Source organism: Streptomyces sp. PH9007, assembly GCF_059813725.1.
In genome coordinates this window covers 2277279-2300919 of record NZ_CM187440.1, presented here as the reverse complement: position 1 = coordinate 2300919, position 23641 = coordinate 2277279, and the positions used below count along the sequence as shown (strand labels likewise).

General features: G+C 69.9%; 27 protein-coding genes and 1 tRNA gene. 11 read left to right on the top strand and 17 right to left on the bottom strand.

The window, feature by feature from the left end; genetic code table 11:
• Positions 1-22: 22 nt before the first annotated feature.
• From mscL to ACTFAP_RS10335, 5 genes are all read right to left on the bottom strand, one after another.
• The gene (gene mscL / locus ACTFAP_RS10355) at positions 23-586 is read right to left on the bottom strand and encodes a large conductance mechanosensitive channel protein MscL (RefSeq protein WP_500468884.1); all 564 of its coding nucleotides are present in this window, start codon (positions 584-586) and stop codon (positions 23-25) included.
• A gap of 81 nt (positions 587-667) precedes the next feature.
• Positions 668-1180, bottom strand: a complete 513-nt coding sequence (locus tag ACTFAP_RS10350) for a hypothetical protein (protein WP_500468883.1) — start codon at positions 1178-1180, stop codon at positions 668-670.
• Between the two features lie 218 nt (positions 1181-1398).
• Positions 1399-2238: an S-methyl-5'-thioadenosine phosphorylase gene (locus tag ACTFAP_RS10345; RefSeq protein WP_500468882.1), complete on the bottom strand. Its 840-nt coding sequence runs from the start codon at positions 2236-2238 to the stop codon at positions 1399-1401.
• Complete coding sequence (locus ACTFAP_RS10340; protein ID WP_390122045.1) at positions 2235-2606, bottom strand: FmdB family zinc ribbon protein; 372 nt, start codon at positions 2604-2606, stop codon at positions 2235-2237. Before ACTFAP_RS10340 ends, ACTFAP_RS10345 begins: the two co-directional genes overlap by 4 nt.
• Positions 2607-2715: 109 nt before the next feature.
• Positions 2716-4293, bottom strand: a complete 1578-nt coding sequence (locus ACTFAP_RS10335) for a potassium/proton antiporter (protein ID WP_500469452.1) — start codon at positions 4291-4293, stop codon at positions 2716-2718.
• Positions 4294-4549: 256 nt separating this feature from the next.
• Between ACTFAP_RS10335 and ACTFAP_RS10330 the strand changes: the two genes are divergently transcribed.
• Positions 4550-7285 (top strand): penicillin acylase family protein, encoded by a 2736-nt coding sequence (locus ACTFAP_RS10330; protein ID WP_500468881.1) that lies wholly within the window; start codon positions 4550-4552, stop codon positions 7283-7285.
• 93 nt (positions 7286-7378) lie between these two features.
• On the opposite strand, the gene ACTFAP_RS10325 is transcribed toward ACTFAP_RS10330, so the two are convergent.
• Positions 7379-7996: a 5-formyltetrahydrofolate cyclo-ligase gene (locus ACTFAP_RS10325; RefSeq protein WP_495684342.1), complete on the bottom strand. Its 618-nt coding sequence runs from the start codon at positions 7994-7996 to the stop codon at positions 7379-7381.
• A gap of 54 nt (positions 7997-8050) precedes the next feature.
• Between ACTFAP_RS10325 and galU the strand changes: the two genes are divergently transcribed.
• The 7 genes from galU (at position 8051) to ACTFAP_RS10290 (ending at position 13057) form a co-directional block, all read left to right on the top strand.
• A complete protein-coding gene (gene galU / locus ACTFAP_RS10320; RefSeq protein WP_030736084.1) occupies positions 8051-8965 on the top strand; it encodes a UTP--glucose-1-phosphate uridylyltransferase GalU in 915 nt (304 codons plus the stop codon).
• Positions 8958-10265, top strand: a complete 1308-nt coding sequence (gene glp, locus ACTFAP_RS10315; protein ID WP_500468880.1) for a molybdotransferase-like divisome protein Glp — start codon at positions 8958-8960, stop codon at positions 10263-10265. The genes galU and glp overlap by 8 nt, the downstream gene beginning before the upstream one ends.
• Entirely contained in the window at positions 10262-10741 is a 480-nt protein-coding gene (moaC, locus tag ACTFAP_RS10310; RefSeq protein ID WP_451750439.1) for a cyclic pyranopterin monophosphate synthase MoaC, read from the top strand. Before glp ends, moaC begins: the two co-directional genes overlap by 4 nt.
• Positions 10738-11238: a MogA/MoaB family molybdenum cofactor biosynthesis protein gene (locus ACTFAP_RS10305; RefSeq protein ID WP_390122038.1), complete on the top strand. Its 501-nt coding sequence runs from the start codon at positions 10738-10740 to the stop codon at positions 11236-11238. Before moaC ends, ACTFAP_RS10305 begins: the two co-directional genes overlap by 4 nt.
• Positions 11235-11861 (top strand): GNAT family N-acetyltransferase, encoded by a 627-nt coding sequence (locus ACTFAP_RS10300; protein ID WP_500468879.1) that lies wholly within the window; start codon positions 11235-11237, stop codon positions 11859-11861. The genes ACTFAP_RS10305 and ACTFAP_RS10300 overlap by 4 nt, the downstream gene beginning before the upstream one ends.
• A gap of 128 nt (positions 11862-11989) precedes the next feature.
• On the top strand, positions 11990-12931 hold the full coding sequence (gene sepX / locus ACTFAP_RS10295) for a divisome protein SepX/GlpR (protein ID WP_500468878.1): 942 nt from the start codon (positions 11990-11992) through the stop codon (positions 12929-12931).
• 52 nt (positions 12932-12983) lie between these two features.
• A tRNA-Ala gene (locus ACTFAP_RS10290) sits at positions 12984-13057 on the top strand.
• Positions 13058-13177: 120 nt separating this feature from the next.
• On the opposite strand, the gene ACTFAP_RS10285 is transcribed toward ACTFAP_RS10290, so the two are convergent.
• The 10 genes from ACTFAP_RS10285 to ACTFAP_RS10240 all read right to left on the bottom strand — a co-directional run bounded on the left by ACTFAP_RS10285 (position 13178) and on the right by ACTFAP_RS10240 (position 20725).
• Positions 13178-14419: a site-specific integrase gene (locus tag ACTFAP_RS10285; RefSeq protein WP_093843877.1), complete on the bottom strand. Its 1242-nt coding sequence runs from the start codon at positions 14417-14419 to the stop codon at positions 13178-13180.
• Complete coding sequence (locus ACTFAP_RS10280; protein WP_093843878.1) at positions 14416-14619, bottom strand: excisionase family DNA-binding protein; 204 nt, start codon at positions 14617-14619, stop codon at positions 14416-14418. Before ACTFAP_RS10280 ends, ACTFAP_RS10285 begins: the two co-directional genes overlap by 4 nt.
• Positions 14616-15929: a replication initiator gene (locus ACTFAP_RS10275; protein WP_500469451.1), complete on the bottom strand. Its 1314-nt coding sequence runs from the start codon at positions 15927-15929 to the stop codon at positions 14616-14618. The genes ACTFAP_RS10280 and ACTFAP_RS10275 overlap by 4 nt, the downstream gene beginning before the upstream one ends.
• Before the next feature lie 138 nt (positions 15930-16067).
• Complete coding sequence (locus tag ACTFAP_RS10270) at positions 16068-16262, bottom strand: hypothetical protein (RefSeq protein WP_500468877.1); 195 nt, start codon at positions 16260-16262, stop codon at positions 16068-16070.
• A 14-nt stretch (positions 16263-16276) separates the two neighbouring features.
• Positions 16277-16468 carry a mobile element transfer protein gene (locus tag ACTFAP_RS10265; protein ID WP_262833763.1) on the bottom strand — a complete coding sequence of 64 codons (192 nt, stop codon included), beginning with the start codon at positions 16466-16468 and terminating at the stop codon, positions 16277-16279.
• A gap of 11 nt (positions 16469-16479) precedes the next feature.
• Positions 16480-17106: a DUF2637 domain-containing protein gene (locus tag ACTFAP_RS10260; protein WP_500468876.1), complete on the bottom strand. Its 627-nt coding sequence runs from the start codon at positions 17104-17106 to the stop codon at positions 16480-16482.
• A gap of 69 nt (positions 17107-17175) precedes the next feature.
• Entirely contained in the window at positions 17176-18483 is a 1308-nt protein-coding gene (locus ACTFAP_RS10255; RefSeq protein WP_500469450.1) for an FtsK/SpoIIIE domain-containing protein, read from the bottom strand.
• A gap of 49 nt (positions 18484-18532) precedes the next feature.
• Positions 18533-18883, bottom strand: coding sequence for an SCO3933 family regulatory protein (locus ACTFAP_RS10250; protein WP_500468875.1), 351 nt, complete (start codon positions 18881-18883; stop codon positions 18533-18535).
• Positions 18884-19194: 311 nt separating this feature from the next.
• Complete coding sequence (locus ACTFAP_RS10245) at positions 19195-20421, bottom strand: helix-turn-helix domain-containing protein (protein WP_500468874.1); 1227 nt, start codon at positions 20419-20421, stop codon at positions 19195-19197.
• Positions 20411-20725 carry a putative quinol monooxygenase gene (locus ACTFAP_RS10240; protein ID WP_093843881.1) on the bottom strand — a complete coding sequence of 105 codons (315 nt, stop codon included), beginning with the start codon at positions 20723-20725 and terminating at the stop codon, positions 20411-20413. The genes ACTFAP_RS10245 and ACTFAP_RS10240 overlap by 11 nt, the downstream gene beginning before the upstream one ends.
• 214 nt (positions 20726-20939) lie before the next feature.
• Here ACTFAP_RS10240 and ACTFAP_RS10235 point away from each other — a divergent pair, with 214 nt between their 5' ends.
• From ACTFAP_RS10235 to ACTFAP_RS10225, 3 genes are read left to right on the top strand one after another with little or no spacing between them, the layout of a single operon-like run.
• A complete protein-coding gene (locus ACTFAP_RS10235; protein WP_500468873.1) occupies positions 20940-21338 on the top strand; it encodes an ATP-binding protein in 399 nt (132 codons plus the stop codon).
• Positions 21332-21688, top strand: a complete 357-nt coding sequence (locus ACTFAP_RS10230) for a hypothetical protein (protein ID WP_500468872.1) — start codon at positions 21332-21334, stop codon at positions 21686-21688. Before ACTFAP_RS10235 ends, ACTFAP_RS10230 begins: the two co-directional genes overlap by 7 nt.
• Positions 21682-21951 (top strand): hypothetical protein, encoded by a 270-nt coding sequence (locus ACTFAP_RS10225; RefSeq protein ID WP_500468871.1) that lies wholly within the window; start codon positions 21682-21684, stop codon positions 21949-21951. Before ACTFAP_RS10230 ends, ACTFAP_RS10225 begins: the two co-directional genes overlap by 7 nt.
• Before the next feature lie 341 nt (positions 21952-22292).
• Here the strand turns inward: ACTFAP_RS10225 and ACTFAP_RS10220 are convergent, their stop codons facing one another.
• Complete coding sequence (locus ACTFAP_RS10220) at positions 22293-23450, bottom strand: hypothetical protein (RefSeq protein WP_500468870.1); 1158 nt, start codon at positions 23448-23450, stop codon at positions 22293-22295.
• Positions 23451-23641: the final 191 nt, after the last annotated feature.

The window sequence follows — 23641 nt, the reverse complement described above, 5'->3', positions numbered from 1 at the left end:
CGGCCGGGGAGGCCGCCCGCCGTCAGCGGCTGCCGGAGCCGGTGCCCGATGCCGGGTCGGTGCCCGCGCCGGCGCCGGTGTCCTCCCCGCCCGCACCGTTCGGGGCGCCGCGCTGGCCGACCAGGGCCGGCGCCCCCTCCGTGTCGGCTTCCGTGCCCGCCGCCGCACGCTGGGCGATCAGCTCGTCGCGGATCTCGATGAGAATCTCCAGCTCGGTCTTGGCGGCAGGCTCCTCGTGCAGCCCCGCCTTCGCGGCCCGGCGGGCGTTGAAGCGGTTCATCGGCATGATCATCAGGAAGTAGACGACGGCGGCCGTCATCAGGAAGGTCAGCGAGGCGGTCAGCACCGAACCCCAGCGGATCGCCGCTCCACCCGCCGCGCCGCAGTCCCCCGTCAGGCACAGCTCGTACTTGTCGAGATCCTGCGTCCCGAAGGCACCGATCAGCGGGTTGATGACGCCCTCGACCACCGACGTGACAATTCCGGTGAACGCGGCGCCGACGACGACCGCCACCGCCAGTTCGATGACATTCCCGCGCATCAGGAATTCTTTGAATCCGCTCAGGATTCCCTTGGTCTCGCTCACTGCACTGTCCTTCTGGAATGTGATCCGCGTCGGACCCCGCACGGTGCACCACAATGGCATTCCGTGTCCAATCGGTTCGAACTACCATCGGGATACCGCCAGCTGTGCTCCGGACGCCGCGCCCGCCAGCTCGGCCGCTGTGGCGGGGGAGACCGACAAAATCAGCAGCGCGCCGCGCTCACCGGAGAACCCCGCCCCGCCGGCCTCCTGCTCGACCGGAACCTCGGTGACCTCCGCCCGGTGGGCGACCACCCGGGCCGGGTCCGTCGAACCGGGATCGGCGGCCAGGACGTCCACCTCATCGCCGGGCGCCAGCAGCCGCACCACCTGCGCGTCGGCGATCCGGACCGCCGCCGAGACCCGCTCGGCGGCCGGTAGCGCCTTCGCCGCGGCCGGCGGGCTCTCGCGGGCGTCGGCGACCGTCACCGTCACCGGTTCCCGCCCCGGGGCCCGCGCATCGCCGGGCAGAGCCATCGCCAGCACGGCCGCCGCCACCGCCAGGCCCGCCGCCCAGCCACGGGCCCGGCCCCGTACCAACTGCCGCAGCCCGAACCGCCGAACGCGCGGGCGCAGCGGAGCGAAGGCCGGCACCACGGGCCGGGCCGAGCCGGAGCCGTGGCCGGAGCCAGATCCGGAGGCCGGGACCGGAGAAGTCGGAGAAGGCGGAACTGCAGAAGTGGAGGAGGTGGGGGAATTGCGTGGGGGTGTTGCGGTCGCTGTCATGCGGCCACTGTGTCCTGCGGCGCGAGACCTCGCCGCAACCTGGGGATAACCCTGGGGTTGTGGATAACTCCGTCACCCACACGGGTGGGTCAGGGCAGCTCTATGCCCGGTTCCTGCCCCAGCAGGGCCGTCGCGCACCCGCAGTCGCGCTCACCCGTGACGGGCAGCGCCGCCACCGCGTCGAAGAGCACCTCGCGCAGCCGCCCGATGTTCTGGCCGAAGACCTCCAGCACCTCGGCGTGCGAGACGCCCTCCCCGCTCTCCGCACCCGCGTCCAGATCCGTGACCAGGGTCAGTGAGGTGTAGCAGAGCTCCAGTTCCCGGGCGAGCACCGCCTCCGGGTGGCCGGTCATGCCCACCACGGACCAGCCCTGCGCGGCGTGCCAGCGCGATTCGGCGCGGGTGGAGAAGCGGGGACCCTCGATCACGCACAGCGTGCCGCCGTCCACCGGCTCCCAGCCCCGCCCGCGGGCGGCGTCCAGCGCCACCCGGCGCCCGGTGGCGCAGTACGGGTCGGCGAACGTCAGGTGCACCACGTTCGGTACCTGGCCGTCCGCGCGCTGCTCGCCGTCGTAGTACGTCTGCGCCCGGCCCTTGGTGCGGTCCACCAGCTGGTCGGGCACCAGCAGCGTGCCGGGCCCGTACTCGGGGCGCAGCCCGCCCACCGCGCAAGGACCGAGGACCTGGCGCACCCCGAGGGAGCGCAGCGCCCACAGGTTCGCCCGGTAGTTGATCCGGTGCGGCGGCAGCCCGTGCTTGCGGCCGTGCCGCGGGAGGAACGCCACCCGGCGGCCGGCGATCTCGCCGAGGAAGAGGGAGTCGCTGGGCGCCCCGTACGGCGTCTCGACCGTGACTTCGGTCACATCGTCCAGGAAGGAGTAGAAACCCGACCCGCCGATGACGCCGATCTCCGCCTCGGCCGCGCTCATGCGGCGGAGGTGGAGCCGGCCGAGGACGAGGCCGGGGACGACGAGGACGCGGCGGGCGCCGGGGTGCTGCCGCCCGACGAGGACCCGGAGGACCCGGCGGAGGAGGCGTCGGAGCCCGACGTCTTCTCCGTCTTGGCGCCGCTGTCCGCCTTCTGGGCCGAGGACGCCGCCGGGCTGCTGCTCGACGAGCTGTTACGGCTGTCGTTGCGGTAGAAGCCGGAGCCCTTGAAGACAATGCCGACCGCCGAGAACACCTTCTTCAGCCGCCCCTGGCAGCTGGGGCACTCGGTGAGCGCGTCATCGGTGAACTTCTGCACCACTTCGAGGCCCTCTTGGCACGCGGTGCACTGATACTGATACGTCGGCACGTGATCCTCCTGGCACTCTTCTCCACCGAGTGCTAACGACGGTCCATCGTGCAACATTCCGGGTACGGAAGTCCACTGCCGACCCCCACCGGCCCCACAACGGCCACCGTCAGTGCCCCGCGCCGCGCCGTACTCCCGTGCTGCCGCGCCCGCCCAGCCAGCCCACCAGCCGCCCGCCCCGGCTCACCGCGAGCAGCCGCCGTTCCACCTCGTCCCGCACCGGCTCCGTCGCCACCACCAGCAGTTCGTCCCCCTCCCGCAGCACCGCCGACGGGGCCGGTACGAAGCCGGTGCCGCCCCGTACCACCAGCATCACCGCGGCCCCGGCGGGCAGCCGCAGCTCCGCGATCTCCACCCCGGCCATCTGGGACCGCGCCGGCACCGCGCACGTCAGCAGATGCCCGAAGCCGCCGAGCCGCTCCAGCGGCGTGGACTCGATGTCCAGCTCCACCCCTGCCCCCGCCTCGCCGCCCAGCCGCAGCCTGCGCGCCAGCGCGGGCAGCGTCGGCCCCTGCGCCAGGGTGAAGACCACCACCAGCACGAACACGATGTGGAAGATCCGGTCGCTGTCCGGCACCCCCGCCACCACCGGGATGATCGCCAGCACGATGGGGACGGCACCGCGCAGCCCCGCCCACGACAGCAGCACCTGTTCCCGCCACCGCCACCGCTGCCCGAACGGCGTCATGCACAGCGCCACCGACACCGGCCGCGCCACCAGCGTCAGTACCGCCCCGACCAGCACCGCCGGCCAGAAGTCCCGTAGCAGGTCGGACGGCTCCACCAGCAGTCCCAGCAGCACGAACAGGCCGATCTGCGCCAGCCACGCCAGCGCGTCCGCGAACCCGCGCGTCACCGGCCGGTGCGGCAGCCGCGCGTTGCCCAGCACCAGACCCGCCACATAGGTGGCCAGGAAGCCGCTGCCGCCCGCCAGCGCGCCCGCCGCGTACGCCAGCACCGTCAGCGCCACCACCGCGATCGGATAGAGGCCGGAGGCCGGCAGCGCCACTCGCCGCAGTGCCAGCTCACCCAGCCGCCCCACGGCCAGGCCCGCGCCGAGGCCGATCGCCAGCTGAAGCGCCATCAGGGGCACCAGGACGTACCAGGCGTGCCCGCCGCCCGCCCAGCCCCCGCTCCACAGGCCGCCCCCGCCCCCGCCCCCGTCCAGGTCGGAGAAGGCCACCACCAGCAGCACCACCGGCGCGTCGTTGAACCCCGACTCCGCCTCCAGCAGCCCGCTCAGCCGGCGCGGCAGCGGCACCCGGCGCAGGACGGAGAAGACCGCGGCGGCGTCCGTCGAGGACACCACGGCGCCCATCACCAGCGCGGACCGCCACTCCAGGCCCACCAGGTAGTGCGCGCCGGCGGCCGTGATGCCCACGCTCAGCGCGACCCCGGCGGTGGCCAGTACGGCGGCGGCTGGAACCGCGGGGCGGATGTCGCGCCAGCGGGTGGACAGGCCGCCCTCCGCCAGGATCACCACCAGCGCCGCGTACCCGAGCACCTGGGTGGTCTCCGGGTCGTGGAAGTCCAGGCCGAGGCCGTCCTGCCCCAGGACGACGCCGATGGCCAGATACAGCAGCAGGGACGGCAGCCCGCTGCGCGAGGTGAGCCGGACGGCCGCGACGGCGACCAGCAGGACCAGGGCGCACAGCAGCAGGAACGCGTTGAGGCGGTCGACCGTCAGCGTCGCGTCCTCTCGTCCTCGTCGCCCCCGGCTTCGTGCCCGTCGCTGTTTCCGTCACCGTCGGCGGTTTCCGGGGTCCGCGTGGTTTCCGCGCCTGCCGGAACCCGTGTGACGCGTTGGCCATTGCGCTGATTCGCGCGGATTTCACCCTGCTATGACGCGCGCCCTCGCGGCGGGTGACTCCCCGTAGGCTCACCCCAGTGGCCGTATGTCTATGGTTGCTTCCATCCGCTTACCAGGCCTGTGAAGGACACAGATGCCCGCCAACAAGCCCTCGCGACGCCTCCGCGTGTTCGTGATCGCTGTCGTACTGATCGTCCTCTCCGGATTGGGGTACGGCGCTTTCTGGACCGTGAGCACCGTGCGGGCGTCCTACCCGCAGGTGTCGGGGGAGATAGAAATCGACGGGCTGAACGGCCCGGTCACCGTGCAGCGGGACGGCAACGGCATCCCGCGCCTGTACGCCGACTCCGCCGAGGACCTCTTCCGCGCCCAGGGCTATGTGCATGCCCAGGACCGGTTCTGGGAGATGGACGTCCGCCGGCACATGACCTCCGGCCGGCTCTCGGAGATGTTCGGCGAGGACCAGGTGGAGACGGACGCCTTCCTGCGCACCCTGGGGTGGCGGCACATCGCGCAGCAGGAGTACGACGAGGAGCTGGCGCCGGAGACCAAGGCGTACCTGGAGGCGTACGCGGAGGGCGTGAACTCGTACCTGGGCACCCGCAGCGGCGCCGAGCTCTCGGTGGAGTACGCGGCGCTCGGCTTCCTCAACGACTACGCGCCCGAGCCGTGGGACCCGGTCGATTCGGTGGCCTGGCTGAAGGCCATGGCGTGGGACCTGCGCGGCAACATGGAGGACGAGGTCGACCGCTCGCTGCTCGCGGGGCGGCTGAACCCCGAGCAGATCGAGGAGCTGTACCCCGGCTACCCGTACGACCGCAACAACCCGATCGTCGAGTCGATCGGCGACCACGGCGACGGCTCGGGGACCGCAGGCGACGGTGCCGCCGACGGCTCCTCCGCCGATGACGCCGTCGGCGGGGTGGGGACGCAGCTGGGCGCGCTGGCCGCGACCCTGGACCAGATCCCGGCGCTGCTGGGCCCGGCGGGCCCCGGCATCGGCTCCAACTCGTGGGTGGTCTCCGGGGAGTACACGACCACCGGGCTGCCGCTGCTGGCGAACGACCCGCACCTGGGCCCCTCGCTGCCCTCGGTCTGGTACCAGATGGGCCTGTACTGCAACGAGGTGACGGCGGAGTGCCCGTTCGAGGTGTCCGGGTTCTCCTTCTCCGGGATGCCGGGCGTGGTCATCGGCCACAACGAGGACATCGCCTGGGGCTTCACCAACCTCGGTGCGGACGTGACCGATCTGCGGCTGGAAAAGCTCAACGACGGCAACTATCTGCGCGACGGTGAGCAGAAGCCGTACGAGACCCGCACCGAGCTGATCAAGGTGGCGGGCGGTGAGGACCGCGAGATCACCGTGCGGTCCACCGAGAACGGCCCGATCGTCTCCGACCGGCACGACGACTTCGCCGAGACCGGCCAGACCGCGCCGGTGGACGCCGGCGCCCCGGACCGTGGCAACGGCTACGCCGTCTCGCTGAGCTGGACCGCGCTGGAGCCGGCCAACACCATGGACGCCGTCTTCGGCCTCAACACCGCCACCGACTTCGACGCCTTCCGGGCCGCCGCCGCCGACTTCGCCGTCCCGGCCCAGAACATGATCTACGCCGACACCTCCGGCAACATCGGCTACCAGGCGCCCGGCCGGATCCCGGTGCGCGGCGCGGGCGACGGCCGCTACCCGGCGCCCGGCTGGGACTCGGCGTACGACTGGACCGGCTACGTGCCCTTCGAGGAGCTGCCCTGGGAGCTGAACCCGGAGCGTGGCTACATCGTCACCGCCAACCAGGCGGTCATCGACCCGGCGTCCTACGAGCACTTCCTCACCGAGGACTGGAGCTACGGCACGCGCAGCCAGCGGATCGAGGATCTGCTGGTGTCGAAGATCGAGGACGGCGGCAAGATCTCGATGGGCGACATGCAGTCCATCCAGATCGACAACAGCAACGAGATGGCCCGCGTCCTGGTGCCGTACCTGCTGGACATCGAGATCTCCGACCCTTACATCCGCGAGGCGCAGGAGCTGCTGGAGGGCTGGGACTACAGCCAGGACTCCGACTCGGCCGCCGCCGCCTACTACAACGCGGTGTGGGCCAACACGCTCCAGCTCGCCTTCGGCCACAAGCTCCCCAAGGAGCTGCGGGTGGAGGGCCAGTGCCTGCGGGTGCGCCCGGCGGACGACTCGGCGCCGCTGGAGGACGCCAACGGCCAGGCGCTGTTCGACACGGAGTGCGGCGAGCGTTCCCCGGACTCGGCGTGGCCGGACGGTGGGGACCGCTGGTTCGAGGTGGTGCGCGTCCTGATCGAGGAGCCGGACAGCGACTGGTGGACGACCCCGGCCACCCGTACCGAGCCGGCCGCCACCGACCGCGACGAGTTGCTGGCGCGGGCCATGCGCGACGCCCGCTGGGAGCTGACCGCGAAGCTGGGCAAGGACATCGACACCTGGAGCTGGGGCCGGCTGCACCAGCTGACCCTCACCAACCAGACCCTCGGCGAGGAGGGCCCGGGCCCGCTGCGCTGGATGCTCAACCGCGGCCCGTGGAACCTGTCGGGCGGCGCGGACGCCGTCAACGCCACCGCGTGGAACGCGGCGGGCGGCTACGAGACGACGTGGGTGCCGTCCATGCGGATGATCGTGTCGCTGGCCGACTTCGACGAGTCGCTGTGGATCAACCTGTCGGGCGCCTCGGGGCACGCGTACCACGAGCACTACACCGACCAGACGGGTATGTGGGCGCGCGGGGAGTTCCTGCCCTGGCCCTCCACGGCGGAGGCGGTCGCGGAGCGCACCCGGGACACCCTCACGCTGACGCCGGGCGGCGCCCGGGAGGACGCGGACGAGGACGCCGGGGACGAGTAACGGCGGAAGCGGGCGGGGCGGGGCCGGTACGTACGACGTACCGGCCCCGCCCCGTTGTCGTTTGCACCCGCCGCCCGGCCCGGTCCGCGCGGCTCAGCGCGGGAAGCGGTGCACGCCCTCCGGGGTGACCGCCACCCGTACCGGCCGGTCGTGCGCCTCCACCGGCAGCCGCCCGACCACCTCGTGCCCGTACAGCAGCACCACCGGCGCCGGATCGGCCCCGGCCGCCGCCAGCCGGGCCAGCACCCGGTCGTAGCTGCCGCCGCCGCGTCCCATCCGCACCCCGTGCGCGTCCACCGCGAGACCGGGCAGCAGCACCACGTCCGCGCTCAGCACCGCCTCGCGGCCCAGCCGCCCGCCGCCCGGCTCCCGCAGCCGCATCCGGCCGCCGCGCTCCGTCTCCACCAGCGTGCCGGGCCCCTCGTACACGCCCCAGTCCAGGTCGTCGTCCGCCAGCAGCACCGGCAGCAGCACCCGCACGCCGCGCTCGCGCAGCGCGTCCAGCAGCGCGCCGGTGCCCGGCTCGTGGCCCACCGACACGTACGCGGCGACCGTGCGCGCCGTGGCCAGCTCCGGCAGGCCCAGGGCGCGGTCGGCCAGCGCCACGGCGGCCTGCGCGACCTCCTCGTCGCTCAGCGCGGCCCGTACCGCCAGCAGATCGCGGCGCACCGCCCGTTTGCCGTCGGCCGTGGCCCCTGCGACATGATCCATTTCGTCATCCTCGCGTAAAGGGTCCAAGCACACTAGCTGGATAAAGTGACGGGCATGACATCACCTCGCCCCCGGATCAGCAAGGCTGTCATCGCTGCTGCCGGGCTCGGGACCCGGTTCCTCCCCGCCACCAAGGCCACCCCCAAGGAAATGCTGCCGGTGGTCGACCAGCCGGCCATCCAGTACGTGGTGGAGGAGGCCACCAGCGCGGGCCTCACCGACGTGCTGATGATCACCGGGCGCAACAAACGTCCCCTGGAAGACCACTTCGACCGCAACTACGAGCTGGAGGACGCGCTGCGCCGCAAGGGCGACCTCGACCGGCTCTCCCGGGTCCAGGAGTCCACCGCCCTGGCCACCATGCACTACGTCCGCCAGGGCGACCCCAAGGGCCTGGGCCACGCCGTGCTGTGCGCCGCCCCGCACGTCGGCGACCAGCCCTTCGCCGTCCTGCTGGGCGACGACCTCATCGACCCGCGCGACCCGCTGCTCACCCGGATGACCGCCGTCCAGGAGGAGCGCGGCGGCTCCGTCATCGCGCTGATGGAGGTCGACCCCTCCCAGATCCACCTCTACGGCTGCGCCGCCGTCGAATCCACCGGCCAGGACGGCGTGCACCGCGTCACCGACCTGGTGGAGAAGCCCGACCGGGCCGACGCCCCCAGCAACCTCGCCGTCATCGGCCGCTACGTCCTGGACCCCGGCGTCTTCGAGGTGCTGCGCGAGACCCCGCCGGGCCGCGGCGGCGAGATCCAGCTGACCGACGCCCTCCAGACGATGGCCACCTCCGACGTGAGCGGCGGACCGGTGTACGGGGTGGTGTTCAAGGGCCGCCGCTACGACACGGGCGACCGCGCCGACTATCTGCGCACCATCGTCCGGCTGGCGTGCGAACGTGAGGACCTCGGGCCCGAGTTCCGGGCCTGGCTGAAGACCTATGTCAACGAGGAGATGCGGGCACTTGAGTGACCTGTGGTCGGTCGATGACCACCTTGCCGACATCCTGCGCGCGATCCGCCCGCTGGACCCGATCGCCCTCCCGCTGCTGGAGGCCGACGGCTGCGTCCTGACCGAGGACGTGACCGTACCCACCGCGCTGCCGCCGTTCGACAACAGCTCCATGGACGGGTACGCGGTGCGCTGCGCCGATGTGACCGCCGCGACGGCGGAACGGCCGGTGGCGCTCACCGTGATCGGCGACATCGCGGCGGGCAGCGGCGAACTCCCCACGCTCCGGCCCGGGCAGGCGGTGCGCATCATGACCGGCGCGCCGCTGCCGCCCGGCGCCGAGGCCGTGGTGCCGGTGGAGTGGACGGACGGCGGGCTCGGCGGCGGCCCCGTCAGCGCGATGCCGGCCGGGCAGGTACGCGGTGGGGAGAACGTCCGCGTACACCGCCCGGCCGAACGCGGCGCGCACATCAGGGCGCGCGGCTCGGACGCCGCAGCCGGGGCGCTGGCGCTGCCCGCCGGCACCGTGCTCGGGCCGCCGCAACTGGGCCTGCTGGCCGCGGTCGGCCGGGCCTCCGTGGAGGTACGGCCGCGCCCGCGCGTCGTGGTGCTGTCCACAGGGAGCGAACTCGTCCCGCCCGGCACCGCACTGCGCCCCGGGCAGATCCACGACTCCAACAGCTTCACGCTGACCGCCGCCGCGCGGGCCGCCGGAGCCGCCGCGTACCGGGCCGCCACCGTCGCCGACGACCCCGAGCGGCTGCGCGCCGCCCTGGAGGACCAGCTCTCGCGCGCCGACCTCGTCATCACCAGCGGAGGGGTGAGCGTGGGCGCGTACGACGTGGTGAAGGAGGCGCTGCGCGGCAGCGTGGAGTTCCGGCGGCTGGCGATGCAGCCGGGCAAACCGCAGGGCTTCGGCCTGGTGGGCAAGCAGCGCATCCCGCTGCTGGCGCTGCCGGGCAACCCGGTCAGCTCGTACGTGTCCTTCGAGCTGTTCGTGCGCCCCGCGCTGCGCGCCCTGGCCGGGCACCCGCAGGTCGAGCGGGCCCGGGTGCGGGCCCGCCTGGAGTGCGACGCGCCGCTGGTCTCCCCGGCGGGGCGCCGCCAGTACCTGCGCGGCAGCTACACGCCGCCCGCCCCCGGCGAACGCCTGGGCACGGTCCGGCCGGTGGGCGGCGCGTCCTCGCACCTGCTGGCGGCGCTGGCCCGCGCGGACGCGCTGATCGAGATCCCGGAGGCGGCCACCGGCGCCGCCTCGGGGGCGGAGCTGACAGTGGTGCCGCTGGGCGGTGGGGCGCAGGAGTACGGTAGCTCCTCATGAGCAGCCCTCATCTGACCCATCTGGACGCCTCGGGCGCGGCCCGGATGGTGGACGTCTCGGCCAAGGACATCACCGTACGGACGGCGCGGGCCGTCGGACGGGTACGGGTGGCGCCCGCGGTGGTGGAACTGCTGCGCGGCGCGGGGGTGCCCAAGGGCGACGCGCTGGCGGTGGCCCGCATCGCGGGCATCATGGGCGCCAAGCGCACCCCGGAACTGATCCCGCTGTGCCACCCGCTGGCCCTGTCGGGCGTGCAGGTGGAGCTGACGGTGGCCGACGACGCGGTGGAGATCGCGGCGACGGTGCGCACCACGGACCGTACGGGGGTGGAGATGGAGGCGCTGACGGCCGTGTCGGTGGCGGCGCTGACCGTGGTGGACATGGTCAAGGCCGTGGACCCGGGCGCCGTCATCGACGGGGTGCGGGTCGAGGAGAAGACCGGCGGCAAGTCCGGGCGCTGGAGCCGCGCCGAATGAGCGGCGGACAGGGGGAGCTGGGATACCGGGCGCTGGCGGTGACCGCGTCCAACCGGGCCTCGGCCGGGGTCTACCCGGACCGGGGCGGGCCGCTGCTGGTGGCGGCGCTGCGCGAGTGGGGGTTCACGACCGAGGGCCCGCAGGTGGTGCCGGACGGCGAGCCGGTGGCGGCGGCGCTGCGGGCGGCGGTGGCGGCCGGGTACGACGTGGTGCTGACCACGGGCGGTACCGGGCTGACGCCGGGGGACCGTACCCCCGAGGCCACCCGTTCGGTGATCGACTTCGAGGTGCCGGGCATCGCGGAGGCGATCCGGGCGGCGGGGCTGGCGAAGGTGCCCACGGCCGCGCTGTCGCGCGGTGTCGCCGGGGTGGCGGGCCGGACGCTGATCGTCAATCTGCCTGGCTCCACGGGCGGGGTACGGGACGGTCTTGCGGTGCTGGCGCCGCTCGCCCGGCACGCGGTGGACCAGCTGCGCGGCGGCGATCACCAGCCGTGAGCATTCCCTGGCCCGTGGAACTGCGGGACGGCGAGGTGGGGCTGCGCCCCATCCGCCAGCGTGATCAGCGGACCTGGCGCGAGGTCAACCAGCGCAACCGGGAGTGGCTGCGGCCGTGGGAGGCGACGATCCCGCCCCCGCCGCCGGGCCACCTGCCCGGGCACCGGCCCACCTACCGGCAGATGGTCCGGCACCTGCGGGCCGAGGCGCACGCGGGGCGGATGCTGCCCTTCGTGGTGCTGTACCAGGGGCGGCTGGCCGGGCAGTTGACGGTGGCGGGGATCACCTGGGGGTCGATGTGCTCGGCGCACCTCGGGTACTGGATCGACCAGGACGTGGCCGGGCGCGGCGTGATGCCGGCGGCGGTGGCGATGGCCACGGATCACTGTTTCCGGTCGGTGGGACTGCACCGGGTGGAGATCTGCATCCGGCCGGAGAACGCGCCCTCGCGGCGGGTGGTGGAGAAGCTGGGATTCCGCGAGGAGGGGATGCGGCCGCGCTATCTCCACATCGACGGGGCGTGGCGGGACCATCTGATTTTCGCGTTGACGGCGGACGAGGTGCCGGAAGGGCTGGTCGAGCGCTGGCACCGGCGGAGCAGTCACCGACAGACGAACAATTAGAACGTGTATTCGGACAAGCCTTAACTCATCCATAAAATCCGAAGAAATGCCCGGTATGAGCCCCAGATCGTGCGACACACCGCGCTATTTGGCAGATGGACTCATGCAAACCCCTCTACCGTGTGAGCGTGAGCAGCAGTGGCCTCATCTTCGCAATGATCGTCGGGGCCTGGGCCGCGTACCTCGTGCCCATGTGGCTCCGCAGACAGGACGAGCTGAACGAGGCCCGTCCCACGGAACGCTTCAGCACCGCGATCCGGCTGCTGTCCGGCCGCGCGGCACTGGAGCGGCGCGCCGCCCGGCGTGCTGCGGAGGGGGACGCGTCGCCAGGGGACCGCGACGCCGACGTGCGCGCGTACGCCGAACCGGTGACCGCGCTCGCCGCTCCGGAGCCCGCCCCGGCCCCGGAACCGGCACCCGAACCGGAGGCCGAACCCGAACCGGAACCCGTGACCGCCGCCCGCGCGAAGGTCCTGGCCCGCCGGCGGCGTACCACGATGGTGTTGTTCCTGGCCTTCGCCGGGAGCGGCATCCTCGCGCTGAGCGCCGGGGGCGGCTCCCTGTGGATCCCGGCGATCCCGGGCGTGCTGCTGAGCGTGTACATCATCAACGTACGGGCGCAGGAGCGCCGCCGGTACGCGGTCGCCATGGACCGCCGCCGCGCCGAGGACGCCGCCAGGCGGCTGCGCGAACGCACCCAGGCGAGCGCGGCCGTGCGCCCCGAGCAGCCGTCGCGGGCCGTGGTGGAGCAGACCGACCACGCCGAATGGGTGGACCAGCAGCGCCGCAGGGGCCCGGCCCCCGACGACGAGCCGACCGGCTGGGAGCCGGCCCCGGTGCCGCTGCCCACGTACGTCAGCGCCCCGGTCGCCCCGCGCACCACGCGCGGCGTCGACCTGGACGCCCCCGGCACCTGGAGCGCGGCCCGCTCCACCCCCGCCCAGCAGCCCCCGCAGCAGGGCCAGCAGCCCTCCGTCCCCGGGGCCGCGGGCGGCCAGCCGGGGCCGCAGCGCACCCCGCTGTTCGACCAGTTCGAGGAGGACGACCACCCCCGGGCGGCCGGCGAATGACCACGGATTTCGGACCGCCCGGGGACGGGTGCTAGAGTTTCTCTCGTTGCAAGGGCCTGTAGCGCAGCCTGGTAGCGCATCTCGTTCGCAACGAGGGGGTCAGGGGTTCAAATCCCCTCAGGTCCACAACAAGGACCGTTCCCAAGACCAGGTGGAACGGACAGGCGAAAGCCCCCGTCGAGTCAATCGACGGGGGCTTTCGCGTGCGTGCAAGCAGCGAAGTACAGCAACGACGTTCTGAGTTCGCTATCGGGGACCGTCGAGCTGCCGGCCCAGCTTTCTCAGCGCCTTCCGCGTCGCCTCCGACGGGACATGCGTGTACACCTCCATGGTGACCGCGATCTTGCTGTGCCGCAGGATCTGCATCGCGATGCGCGGGTGCACATCCAGCGCTGCCAGGATCGACCCGCAGGTGTGCCGGGTGTCGTGCAGCCGGATACGTCGGACGCCGGCCCGGTCGGTCCGGGCGGCGAACTCGCGGTTGAAGTTCCTCGGATCGATGGGCGTCCCGTTGCGGGTGGTGAACACAAACCCGGACTCATCCCACAGCTCTCCCGCCGCCTTCCGGGCCGACGCCTGGGTCTCCCTGCGGAGCCGCAGCGCCGCGACGCAGATGTCGGGCAGCGGTAGCAAGGCGGTGGACGCCTCGGTCTTGGTCTCGTCGTGTACCAGGCGCCGCTGAATGCGCTGCAAGGAGTGCTCGACGGTCAGCTCTCCCGCGTCCAGGTCCACACTGGCCCACGTGAGACCGAGGACTTCGCCCCGGCGGAGGCCGAGCACGAGGGTGAGGACGTACGCCGGGTAGAGCGGATCGCCGGCCGCCCGAGCCGCGTCCAGGAAGGTCCGCGCCTCGTCAACCGACCACGGCTGCGGCTTCTTCCGACGCACGGACCGCACCTTGACCAGGCCGGCCACGTTCTTGGCGATCATCTCCTCGGTCATGGCGTGCGTGAGCGCCGACCGCAGCACCGTCCGAGCGTCCTGCACCGTCCGCCGGGAGGGCACCCGCTGGCAGCACCGGCCCACCGCGCAGCAGTGCTGCCGCTGGCGAGGGTCGCGGTGGCGCTCCGGACGCTTGGCGTCCCGACCCTGGGCACAGCACTGGCACTGCACCATCAAGTCGTTGATCCACTTCCGGACGTCCCGGACCGTGAGCTTGTCGAGCCGCTTCGCCCCGAGGCCGGGCGTGATGTAGAGGCGGACGTGCATCGCGTAGGTCTCTGTGGTCTTGGGCTTCAGCTCAGGCTGCACCACCTCACGGAGCCAGTACGCCAGGTACTGGCCGAGCGTCGGAACGGCCGTGGCGACCGGCCCCTTGGCGGCTTCCGAGTGGAGCTTGATCCACTTCTCGTGGACGGCCGTCCGGGTAGGTCCGTAGGCGTACTTGCGGGTGCGTTTGCCTTCGGGGGTGGTGACCCAGACGTAGGCGGCGAAGCCGTTGCGGTAGGGGTAGATCGAGCCTTCGCCGTTGCTTCGCTTGCCGCTCATGCCACACGCTCCCCGAAGGTGTCGGCGGTGCAGCGCTCGACGTATTCGTCGACCCAGGCCGGGAGGATGCGGCGGTTGCGGCCGATCTTGACTGAGCGGATCTCTCCGGTGAGGACGAGCATCTTGGTCTTGGAGAGCCCGAAGCCGAGCATGGCGGCCACTTCGGCCGTGGTGTGCCACTTCCGGGTGATAGTGGTCATCGCGCGGGTTCTCCTTCGGTTCCAAGGGCGGGGGTGAGCGAGGCGGACAGCCACTTCTCGGCTGCGGAGAGTCCGGTGCCGGCGTAGGTCCAGTGGGCGAGGACGAGAGTGGTGTCGCCGGGGCCGTGAGCGAGGCACGCTTGCTGGCGGCGCCATTCGGTGCGGGCGTCGCGGAGGGCGCCGAGGGTGGTGGAATAGCGCCGGGATTTGGTGGAGAAGTGACCGCGGAACCCGAGCATGTGGGCCCAGGCCCGCAGGCGGAGGTGTTCCAGGTCGGTGCGGGCGCCGAGGGTCCAAGCGGTGCGGATGAGGCGGCGTGCGTGGTCGGTGATGTTGAGCGGGGCGAGTTCGGCGAGGAACTTCAGCGGCCGATCGAGGGCACCGGTGGCCGTCTCGGCCCCTTTGGTCGCGTACTTGGCGATGTAGCCGGCGACAGCCCGTTCGGTGAGGGCGGTGCCGTGGTCGAAGTCCGCGCTGCGGATGGTGCGGATGTCGAGCTGGCGGCCGAAGACGAAGCGGTGGGCCCGTCCGTCGAGGACAGGGCCGTTAACGGTGGCAGCCGAGGCGGCGGCCCGGATCGCGTCGGTCAGGAGCGTGGCGGTGGCCCAGCCCGGTGGGGGCGTGTGTCCGCCGCCGGGACCGTCGAGACGGATGACGGCGTGGAAGTGGATGGCCCCGCGCTTTTGGTACTCGGCGACCTTGGCGAAGGAGACGCGGGCATGGTCGGCGAAGGCCCGCTGTGTCAGCCCGGCTCGCTTGGCGATCTCCCGGCGGAGGTAGATGGTGAAGCGCCGCCACAGGGCCCCGGCGTGCGCGTTCCACAGGACGGCGGCTTCGTAGTCGTAGCGGTCGGGGTCGATGGGGGTGCCGAGTGCTTCGTCGGCCGGGTCGTGTGGGGTGCCGCAGCGGCAGGCCGGCCGGTCGCTGCGGCGGTTGTGGACGGGCCCGAAGCCGGGTGCGGTGAAGGTGGCGAACACGCGCGGGTGGGTGCCGACGACTTCTGGTGTGCCCTTGCCGCCCCGTAGTCCGGAGGTGATTAGGTGGTAGGTGTCGCGGCGGTAGGTCTCGGCGCAGGCCGTGCAGCGGGTCGCGCGGCGGTTGTTGCAGCGGGTGAGGAGCTGGCCGGCGGGCAGGTCGGCGGAGTCCAGGTGGTGCAGGACGGGGCCGATTTCGCCGGTGGTGGTGTCGAGATGGTGTTCGGTGCGGTGGCCCGTGAGGCGGATGGGCCGGGTGCAGCCACCGAGCCCGGAGAGCTGACGGCCGAGGGCGGGCAGGATGCCTGTCGCGGCCAGGTTGCCGAGTTCGGGCAGCGGCGGCGGGATGGCGGGGGTGATGATGGGACTTCTCCTTTGCGGCGATTGGTTGTGAGGAGTTGGGCCCCGGGGCGGCGGATGCTTGGCGGTATCGGCGCCGCCCCGGGGTTTTCTGCTGAGTGGGTGATCCGGGGGTCAGTCGCTGTCGCCGTTGACGATGTCGACGCCGGAACGCGTACCGGAGTCGACGACGGGGGCGAGCGAGGTGTCGGCGAGGTAGAAGCCGAAGAGCGCGATGACGACGACGAGCCACGGGCGGACACCGAGGAACCGGATGGAGCCCCAGACGACCAGGCCGAGGACCAGGACGAGCGGCAGGCTGACGGTCACGGGAGGTGTTCCTTTCAGCGGACGGGGCAGCGGTGGGTGCGGGCGGCGAGTTCGGCGGCGGATCGGGTGTCGTACTCGGCGGAGAAGCCACAGCGGGGTGCGGTGCAGGCGGCGGTGTGTTTCTCACGGCCCCGGCGGTCGTTGGCGGTGCCGACCTGGACGGGACCGATACGGACGAGGTCACGGAAGCGGTGTAAGCGGGCCACGAGGGCTCCCTTCAGAGGCGGCGTGCGATGGATTCGGCGAAGTGCTCGGGGACGCCGAGACGGGCGCGCAGCGTCGGCGTGTCGATCGATGTGCCGGTCCGGGCGAGGTGTTCGGCGGCGACTTTGCGGGCGTGCTCCAGCAGCGCGGAGGGAACAGCGACCTCCTGCGGCCTCTCCGTCGGCTCCGACACGGCTGGCGGGTCAAGAGGTGGTCCGGTGGCCGGGGCGGATACGGCAGGCCGTTCTTCTACCGGCGAGGCGGATGGGAGCGGGTGTGGGGTGTGGGCGAGGAGGGTGCCGCCGAGGAAAGCGACGGCGGGCCAGCCGGCGACGAGGATGCGCAGCCACACGGGTACGTCGTCGAGGTCAAGGAGGCCGGCGGTGGCGATGTTGGCGCCCAGGGACGCGGTCAGGGCGATCAGGAACCAGCACCAGCCGGCGGTCTTCCCCGTGTCGCTGGTGCGCAGGCGTCGCCAAGCGGCTACCAGGAGCAGGTCTACGGAGATCGGGTAGGCCCAGGCTTTCCAGCCGTCCTGTCCGGCCGCCGCCGCCAGGTCGTGAATGTGGGCGAAGGACAGTGCGGCGGCGATGACGGCTTGGACCAGGACGGCATCCACGCGGGCCAGACGGGCACGCACGGGGCATCTCCCTTCCTGTTTTCGGCATGGCGGGGGTAGGGGGAGTGGCACAGCGGAATCGCGGTGTGGTCAGGCCGGAAGGCCGCCGGCCTCAACCGCAGTGGAGACGTTCACCGGCTTGAACGGCGCCAGTTCGGGCAGCTCCGGCACCACGTGCGCGGTCTTGACGCAGCGGTCGGCGGCATCGGCCAGAGACAGATACGGGGTGCGGATGCGGGACCAGCCGCCGGAGGTGTCCCCCGCGACAGCGGTACCGGGACGGTCGGCGGGGACGGAACACGCGGCGATGACCGCTTCGGGGGCGATGTCGCCCAGCGCCATCTTCGCCGACGCCTCATCGTTCACGCGGTGGCAGACCCGGCCGCTCAACTGAGCCCGCAGCATGGTGGCGCCCTTGCCCAGCTCGGCGCCGAAGCGCTGACCGCAGACCTCCAGATAGATCCCGGCGGCACGGCCGAGCTGAGCGAGCCGGATGAGCTGAGTGACCATCTCGTCCCGGCGTTCCTCGTCCTTGCGGGTCGCAGTCAGGAACAGCTCGGCCACCTCATCGACGAACACCACCACCGGCACCGGCCGTTCTTCCTCCGGCAGGCCCCAGAGATCGGAAGTGATCGCTTGGTCCGGCGTGCCGACAGGGATGTTCTGCCGGGCACGGATCAGGTCGTAGCGCCGGTCCATGAGCCGCACCATGACAGAGAGCAGTTCGGCAGCCTCCACCGGATCGGTCGCCAGCGCGGAGAGCCGGGAAGCGAACGGCGCGAGTTCCACGCCCCGCTTGCAGTCGATACCGACCAGGGCGACATCCTGGCCGGCCAGGCCGGCCACCAGGCGCCGCAGGTACATGGACTTCCCCGACAGCGTCGCGCCGAGCGTGAGCTGATGCGGAATCGCCCGATAGTCACGGACGAACGCCGTCGCGTCCTCCCGCAGAGCGACCGGCACCCGCAGATACCCGCCCTGAATGTGGCGGGGCATACGGACGTCCTTCAGCACGTCGAAGCCGACCAGTCGCAGTTCGACCGTTCCAGGCCTTATCTCCGACACGTGGACGGCATGAACGCCCCACGCGTGCCGCAGCCGTTCCGCCGAGGCCGCAACATCAGCCACCTCCTGGCCGGCGGCCAGCCGCAGACGAAGCCGCAACCCGGTCGACGTGGGCCGCAGAAGCCCGCGCCGGGGCGGAACCGGCCGCACCTCACGCCGGGTCGCGGCCCGGACCGCCAGGGCCCGCAGCCGGGACGGCGCAACCGTCAGCCCACAGGCATCCATCACCGAGCCGTACGAACCCAACAGCCGCACTGTGGACAGCGGCAGACCCACCGCCGACCAGTACACAGAAGGACACTTCTCCCGGGCCACGGCCACCGTCCCACCCATCACAGCGAGCGGCCCGCCAACCCCGAGCACGGTCAGCAGCTCAGACACCTCAGACCCCCGCCGGAACCGGGAACGCCGCCGGAGTGACCGCAGCAGCCCGGTAGGCGATGCCGTGCCGCTCCTGACCGTTGAAGACCGACTCCCAGGGCCGCGCGACCAGCCCCGGCAGGGACACCGGCGCCCCGAGCGCCAGCCCTTCGGAGACCCCGCTCTCCGGGACGGTGACCAGAATCAGCGAGGACTCACCGTCCTCGATGTAGACAACACCGATCCGCATCAGCGTCTCACCGCTGACAGCGTCCTTGGCGATCTCCCCGGTCTGCCGGTCCCGCACCTTCGGCGCAGGAGCTTCGGTCAGCAAGATCGTCGCGGCGGATGTCTCGACACGAATGGAACGCATGATTGATTTCTCCCTTGTGCAGCACCCAAATAAGGGCGCAATAGATCACTAAGTGGTGCACATGGGGAGGTTGACCGCATACGGGTCGGACGCGATACGCTCAGGGAGCGTTGATGCCAAAGACGCGCCCGGCCTGAGTGGGCTGCCTCCCGCTCAGGCCACATTCATCTCTGTGGCCGTACTCCCGCGCCGGACAGGTCTGCCTTCCTGACCGGCGCGTTCGCATGTCCGCAGGTCCTCCCCGCCGGATGCGAGGAGGTGAGTGCTGACAGTGTCCACAGTAACCCGCACTGGAAGTACTGTCTAGTACTTCATGTACCAGTTCGCATTTCTTGTACGCCCAACTCCCTTGCCATGGATCGAAGCTGATCGGACGGCAGCGGGCTCATGGCCACGAGATCGGCGACGAGCTGCTTGACGGCGGGCTTCGCGCGGAACATCTCTGGCAGCAACTCGCGCACGTTGCTGAGGGAGTGGACCGCCTTGTCGATCTGGCGGCGTTGGGCATGGGCTTTGGCGAGGTCGATGGCGAAGCGTGCCTGTCGTTCCGAGGACAGGCCCGACGGATCTACACTCTCGGCGGCGCGCAGGGCTACTCCGGCGTCGCCCAGGTCGACGGCCACGGCGACTTGGTGGAGCGCGACATTGGTCGGGCCGAACTCGGTGTTGTAGTCGTTGCGTCCGTCGCCGATTCGATCGGCTAGCTCTTTGGCCGCCCGAAGGTGCGTATATGCCTCGTCGGCGTGGTTGAGGCGGCCGGCGGCGAGCGCACGCTGAAGGGTGAGAGCACCGCGCAGCGCGATGGCTTCTGGTTCACCGCCGTCGGCCAGCGGAGCCAGGGCGTCTGCCGCGCTGCCGGAGACCTGGGCTGCTTGGTCGTAGTGACGTGCCCCGAGGAAGACGATTGACAGCCGGAACTCGCCGGCTGCCATCAGCAGCGGATCTCCTGCCCGCTCAGCTGCGACGACGGCGCGGTCGACAGCGATCCACGCCGCTTCGGGCTCTCCCATGTTCGCGAGGGCCGCGCTGCACGTGTGGTACATCGAGGCCAACAGCCGGAAGAGTCCGGGGCGTTCTTCGTCACTGCCGGCACGAGTGGCTGACTCCAGTCGCGGAACCAGACCTTCGAGCAGTTCCGCCAGGTCGGCGTAGTTGCCCTCGTGTGTCAGCGACCAGGCTCGATCGACTTCGGTGCGCAGGGCGGGGATGTCCGGAGATTCCGGTCGGCCGAGAATGGCCTTCAGGGAGTGCGCGGAGCTGAGCACGAGCCGGAGACGGCTCGCACCGGGTGCCTCGTGCTCCGTCACCGAGGCGACGATCGGAGCCTCGGCGGCCAGTTCGGCGACCGGCAGGTCCAAGACCTCGGCGACCTTCTCCAGGACCGTCATCCGGTCGATGCGGCGCACGCCCCGTTCCACCTGTGACACCCAGGCTTCCGACCGGTCCAGCAGGCCGGCGAACTCCTTCTGCGACAGCCCGCGCCGCTTGCGGTTGAACGCGATCTTGCGGCCGAGGGTCTTCTCGTAGTCAGTGCTCAACGTCCACGCCCTTGCCGGACACGAAGTCCAGGCGGTCGACCTCGGTCGAGGCGAGGTACTGCTCCCGCTCGGCGAGGAACGAGCGCACGTAGTCCTGCGACTCGTGCGTGTCGAAGGCGGCCACGTCGCGGTACAGCTCGTAGAAGATCCGCTCCAGCGGCCGGCCGTCAACACGGTGCACGGTGTAGATCACCGTTCCCGGCTCGTTCGCACGAATCTGCTCCCCGGTCCGCGCGACCAGTTCATCGAACGCAGCGGCTGCGGCCTCGTCCTTGCAGGTGAACCGCACCATCAATCCGAACATCGGGGTTCCTCTCTCGTCGACGTACGCGCCGGGCATCGCGCCACTGCGCACGCTATGCGGGCAGCACCCGCACGAAAAGTGCGATCTCGCACTTTCACAACGCACATTATGGGTACGGTGCTAGTACTAATTCTACGTGTCATTGCGGTTGGCGTCATCAGAACGCACGAATCGGTGCAAGAAACCGCAGGTCACCAAGGATGAAGGAGCTCTCATGCCGACCCATCGACGCACCTTCCCAGGGCTACCTGAAGAAGTCAGCCGTGCCCGTCACTGGATCCGGGAGATTCTCGGTGGCCACCCCTGCACACAGGACGCCGAGCTGATCGTCACGGAGCTCAGCGCCAACGCCATCACTCACACAGACAGTGCAGGTGCTGCCTTCCGCATCGCAGTGACCTGTGCCGGAGACACGGTGAAGATCGCCGTCACCGATGCCGGTGGCGCCCACCACCGCCCGCACATCGAGCACCAGGACAACAGCTCCCCTCACGGCCGAGGTCTGTTCCTCGTCTTCGCCTGCGCGTCGACCGTCGACATCAGAGGTGACCATCACGGCCACACCGTGACCGCTGAACTCACCGGCAAGCCGACCGGCACCCGTACATGCTGATCACCACCAAGGCGCTGCCGCTCCAACTCAGCACAGGATTCTGGTGCGAAGCCATCGCCTACACCTCCAACGGCTTGTCCACGCACTGGTTGGGCTCGGCCCTGTCCTCGACGGCCCGGATCGCGGTTCGGTGGCTTCGCTGGAGGGCCGGCCACATCAGCGACCAACTGGACCCGCCGGCCGCGTATCCGGTGCGGTGCTGGCTCGCGGACCAGGCTGAGCACGAGCGGGCCCTGGAAGTTCTGGTGAGTGGGGATCTGTACACGTTCACGATCCCGGACGGTGCGGTGCGCTATCTGCTGTCCGCCCGGCCGGCGAAGCGCACGCCCTTGCCGAGGCGAGCATGGTGAGCGAGCACGAGTACCAGCATGAGCAGCTCTACCAGTACGAGATCACTGCCGCCATGAACCATGTGGTCCGCGCCTGCCACGAGATCGCCCGAGAGCACAGCCACCGCGGCTTCTGGACTCCCCACACCGATCCCGGAGCTGACTTGCACATCGACCTCATCGAAGCCGCCCGCCGCGACATCCTGACCAAGCTCCAAGTGGTAGTCACCGCAGCCGAGACTGTTGCCTACGACATCGAGCAGGACCGCCAACGAGGCCAGTGAGTTACAACCTTCTCTACGAGTTCAAGGCGCCGCGCAAGCGCGGCGCGCGGCAGCGGCGATTCCCGGGCCGCCGCTCCTGTCTCCGCCCCGCTTCGACCCGAGCCCGCCGGCCGCGCACTAACTCGGGCGCGAACCTGGTTTCGGTGAAAGAAGGGTCGCTCGTGGCTCCGGGTCGGCTGCACGGCTTTAGGCAGCCAGCTTGGGGCGAGCCTCTAAGATCGGGGCCCACATCGGGCACCAACGGGCAGGTCCACAACCTGCCCGATCCGCCAGTCAGCGTATGGGCCCCGATCTCTCGCCCCAAGCCAGCTCCCGCCCAAAGCCACTCCGCCGACAGCTCACTATCTTGCGGGATCAGAATTCAAGTGGCCTAGAATGCCGTGTGGGGTTGCTCCAAGAATCTGACTCAGCATATGAGTCAGAAATGCAGAAGTGCTTATAAGGTCTGCGATTAGGGGATCAGAGTCACCGTCTTGTTCGAGGATTGTATTAATCGTTTCACTGACCCGAGATGGGTCCCGCGCATCGAACAATGCCGATAGAACAGCGGAAGATCGAATGCTATACATCGGCCCTTGAAGGGGTGATTCAAATTCTACTGACCGAAGATTTTCGAGAGGATCCCTAGATTCGGGTGCCGATATCAGGATTTCCAGATCTGAAATCGTTGGAATTTTCCGCAGCGCAAGAGTTTTTACTTCAGCTGCGGCCAGCCCTTCCTTGGGCAGTTTAAATAGCGCAGGGCTCCCATTGGTGCAGTCGATGGAATTGAGGGAATCTATCATCAATGGGGCTAATTTAATGCAGTGGCGAATATTCATTCGCATCATGCATTGTTCAATCTCCCCGTATCCTTCCATGGCATCATCCATAAGTGGGGAGAGTGGAATATGGTCCGGCCAGGTCAAGAGTAGGCTCTTGGCATGCCTGCCCCAATTAAACCGAGTCCCCAGAAGGCGTGATCGATCGAGAGTGAGTACGACTTCCCTGTTCTCAGGGATATCTGAAACCTGCAAATTTCCCGGTGGAATGCCGGCATGCTGCGTGTAGTCGCGAAGCTTGTAAAGGAATCGATAGCCTTGCCGTGAGTCGAATGAAGCCGAGGTTGCTTTTTGAAGCTCCCTCATTTCACTGCTGTCTTTTCCATATCGAGAGAGGATGAAATTTCTCTCGTTCTCCAGGTAGAGCCTAGTGGCAGCAAGCCAGTTCGTCACTTCGGACATGAGGGATTCCCTGATGATATCCCTATTCATTAGACGAAAGTTGCCGCCAAGTTTTTCTATATTCGAAATGGCAGAAAGTATCAGTTTTACGTTCGAGAAGCTTCTGACTATCAGCTTGAAAGCGCCTCGTTCGCTGATTACTTCGTAGGAGGCGATTGCTTCAGAGAGGGCGTTGAATTCATCCTCTGATAGTTCATGTTCGGTCCGAATCTCCATCTCCGGCTGGAGGCCAGGCTGCTGGCTCCAAGTGCCGATAGAGTACGAAAAGTTCGCCATGGTGCAATGAAATCAGAGCCGTGGTCGACGCGGCAACCGTTTTGACTGTAGAAGATCATTTTCGATGGGCCGCAGTGAGGATGGGCTGAGAGCGTAGGTGGATAAGTCCAGTGAGAACACCAGTTCCCTTCAGGTCTTCTTTTCGGCATCTAGAGAGTTCGACCTGTTGGGCCTGGGTGTGCTGGAATCTT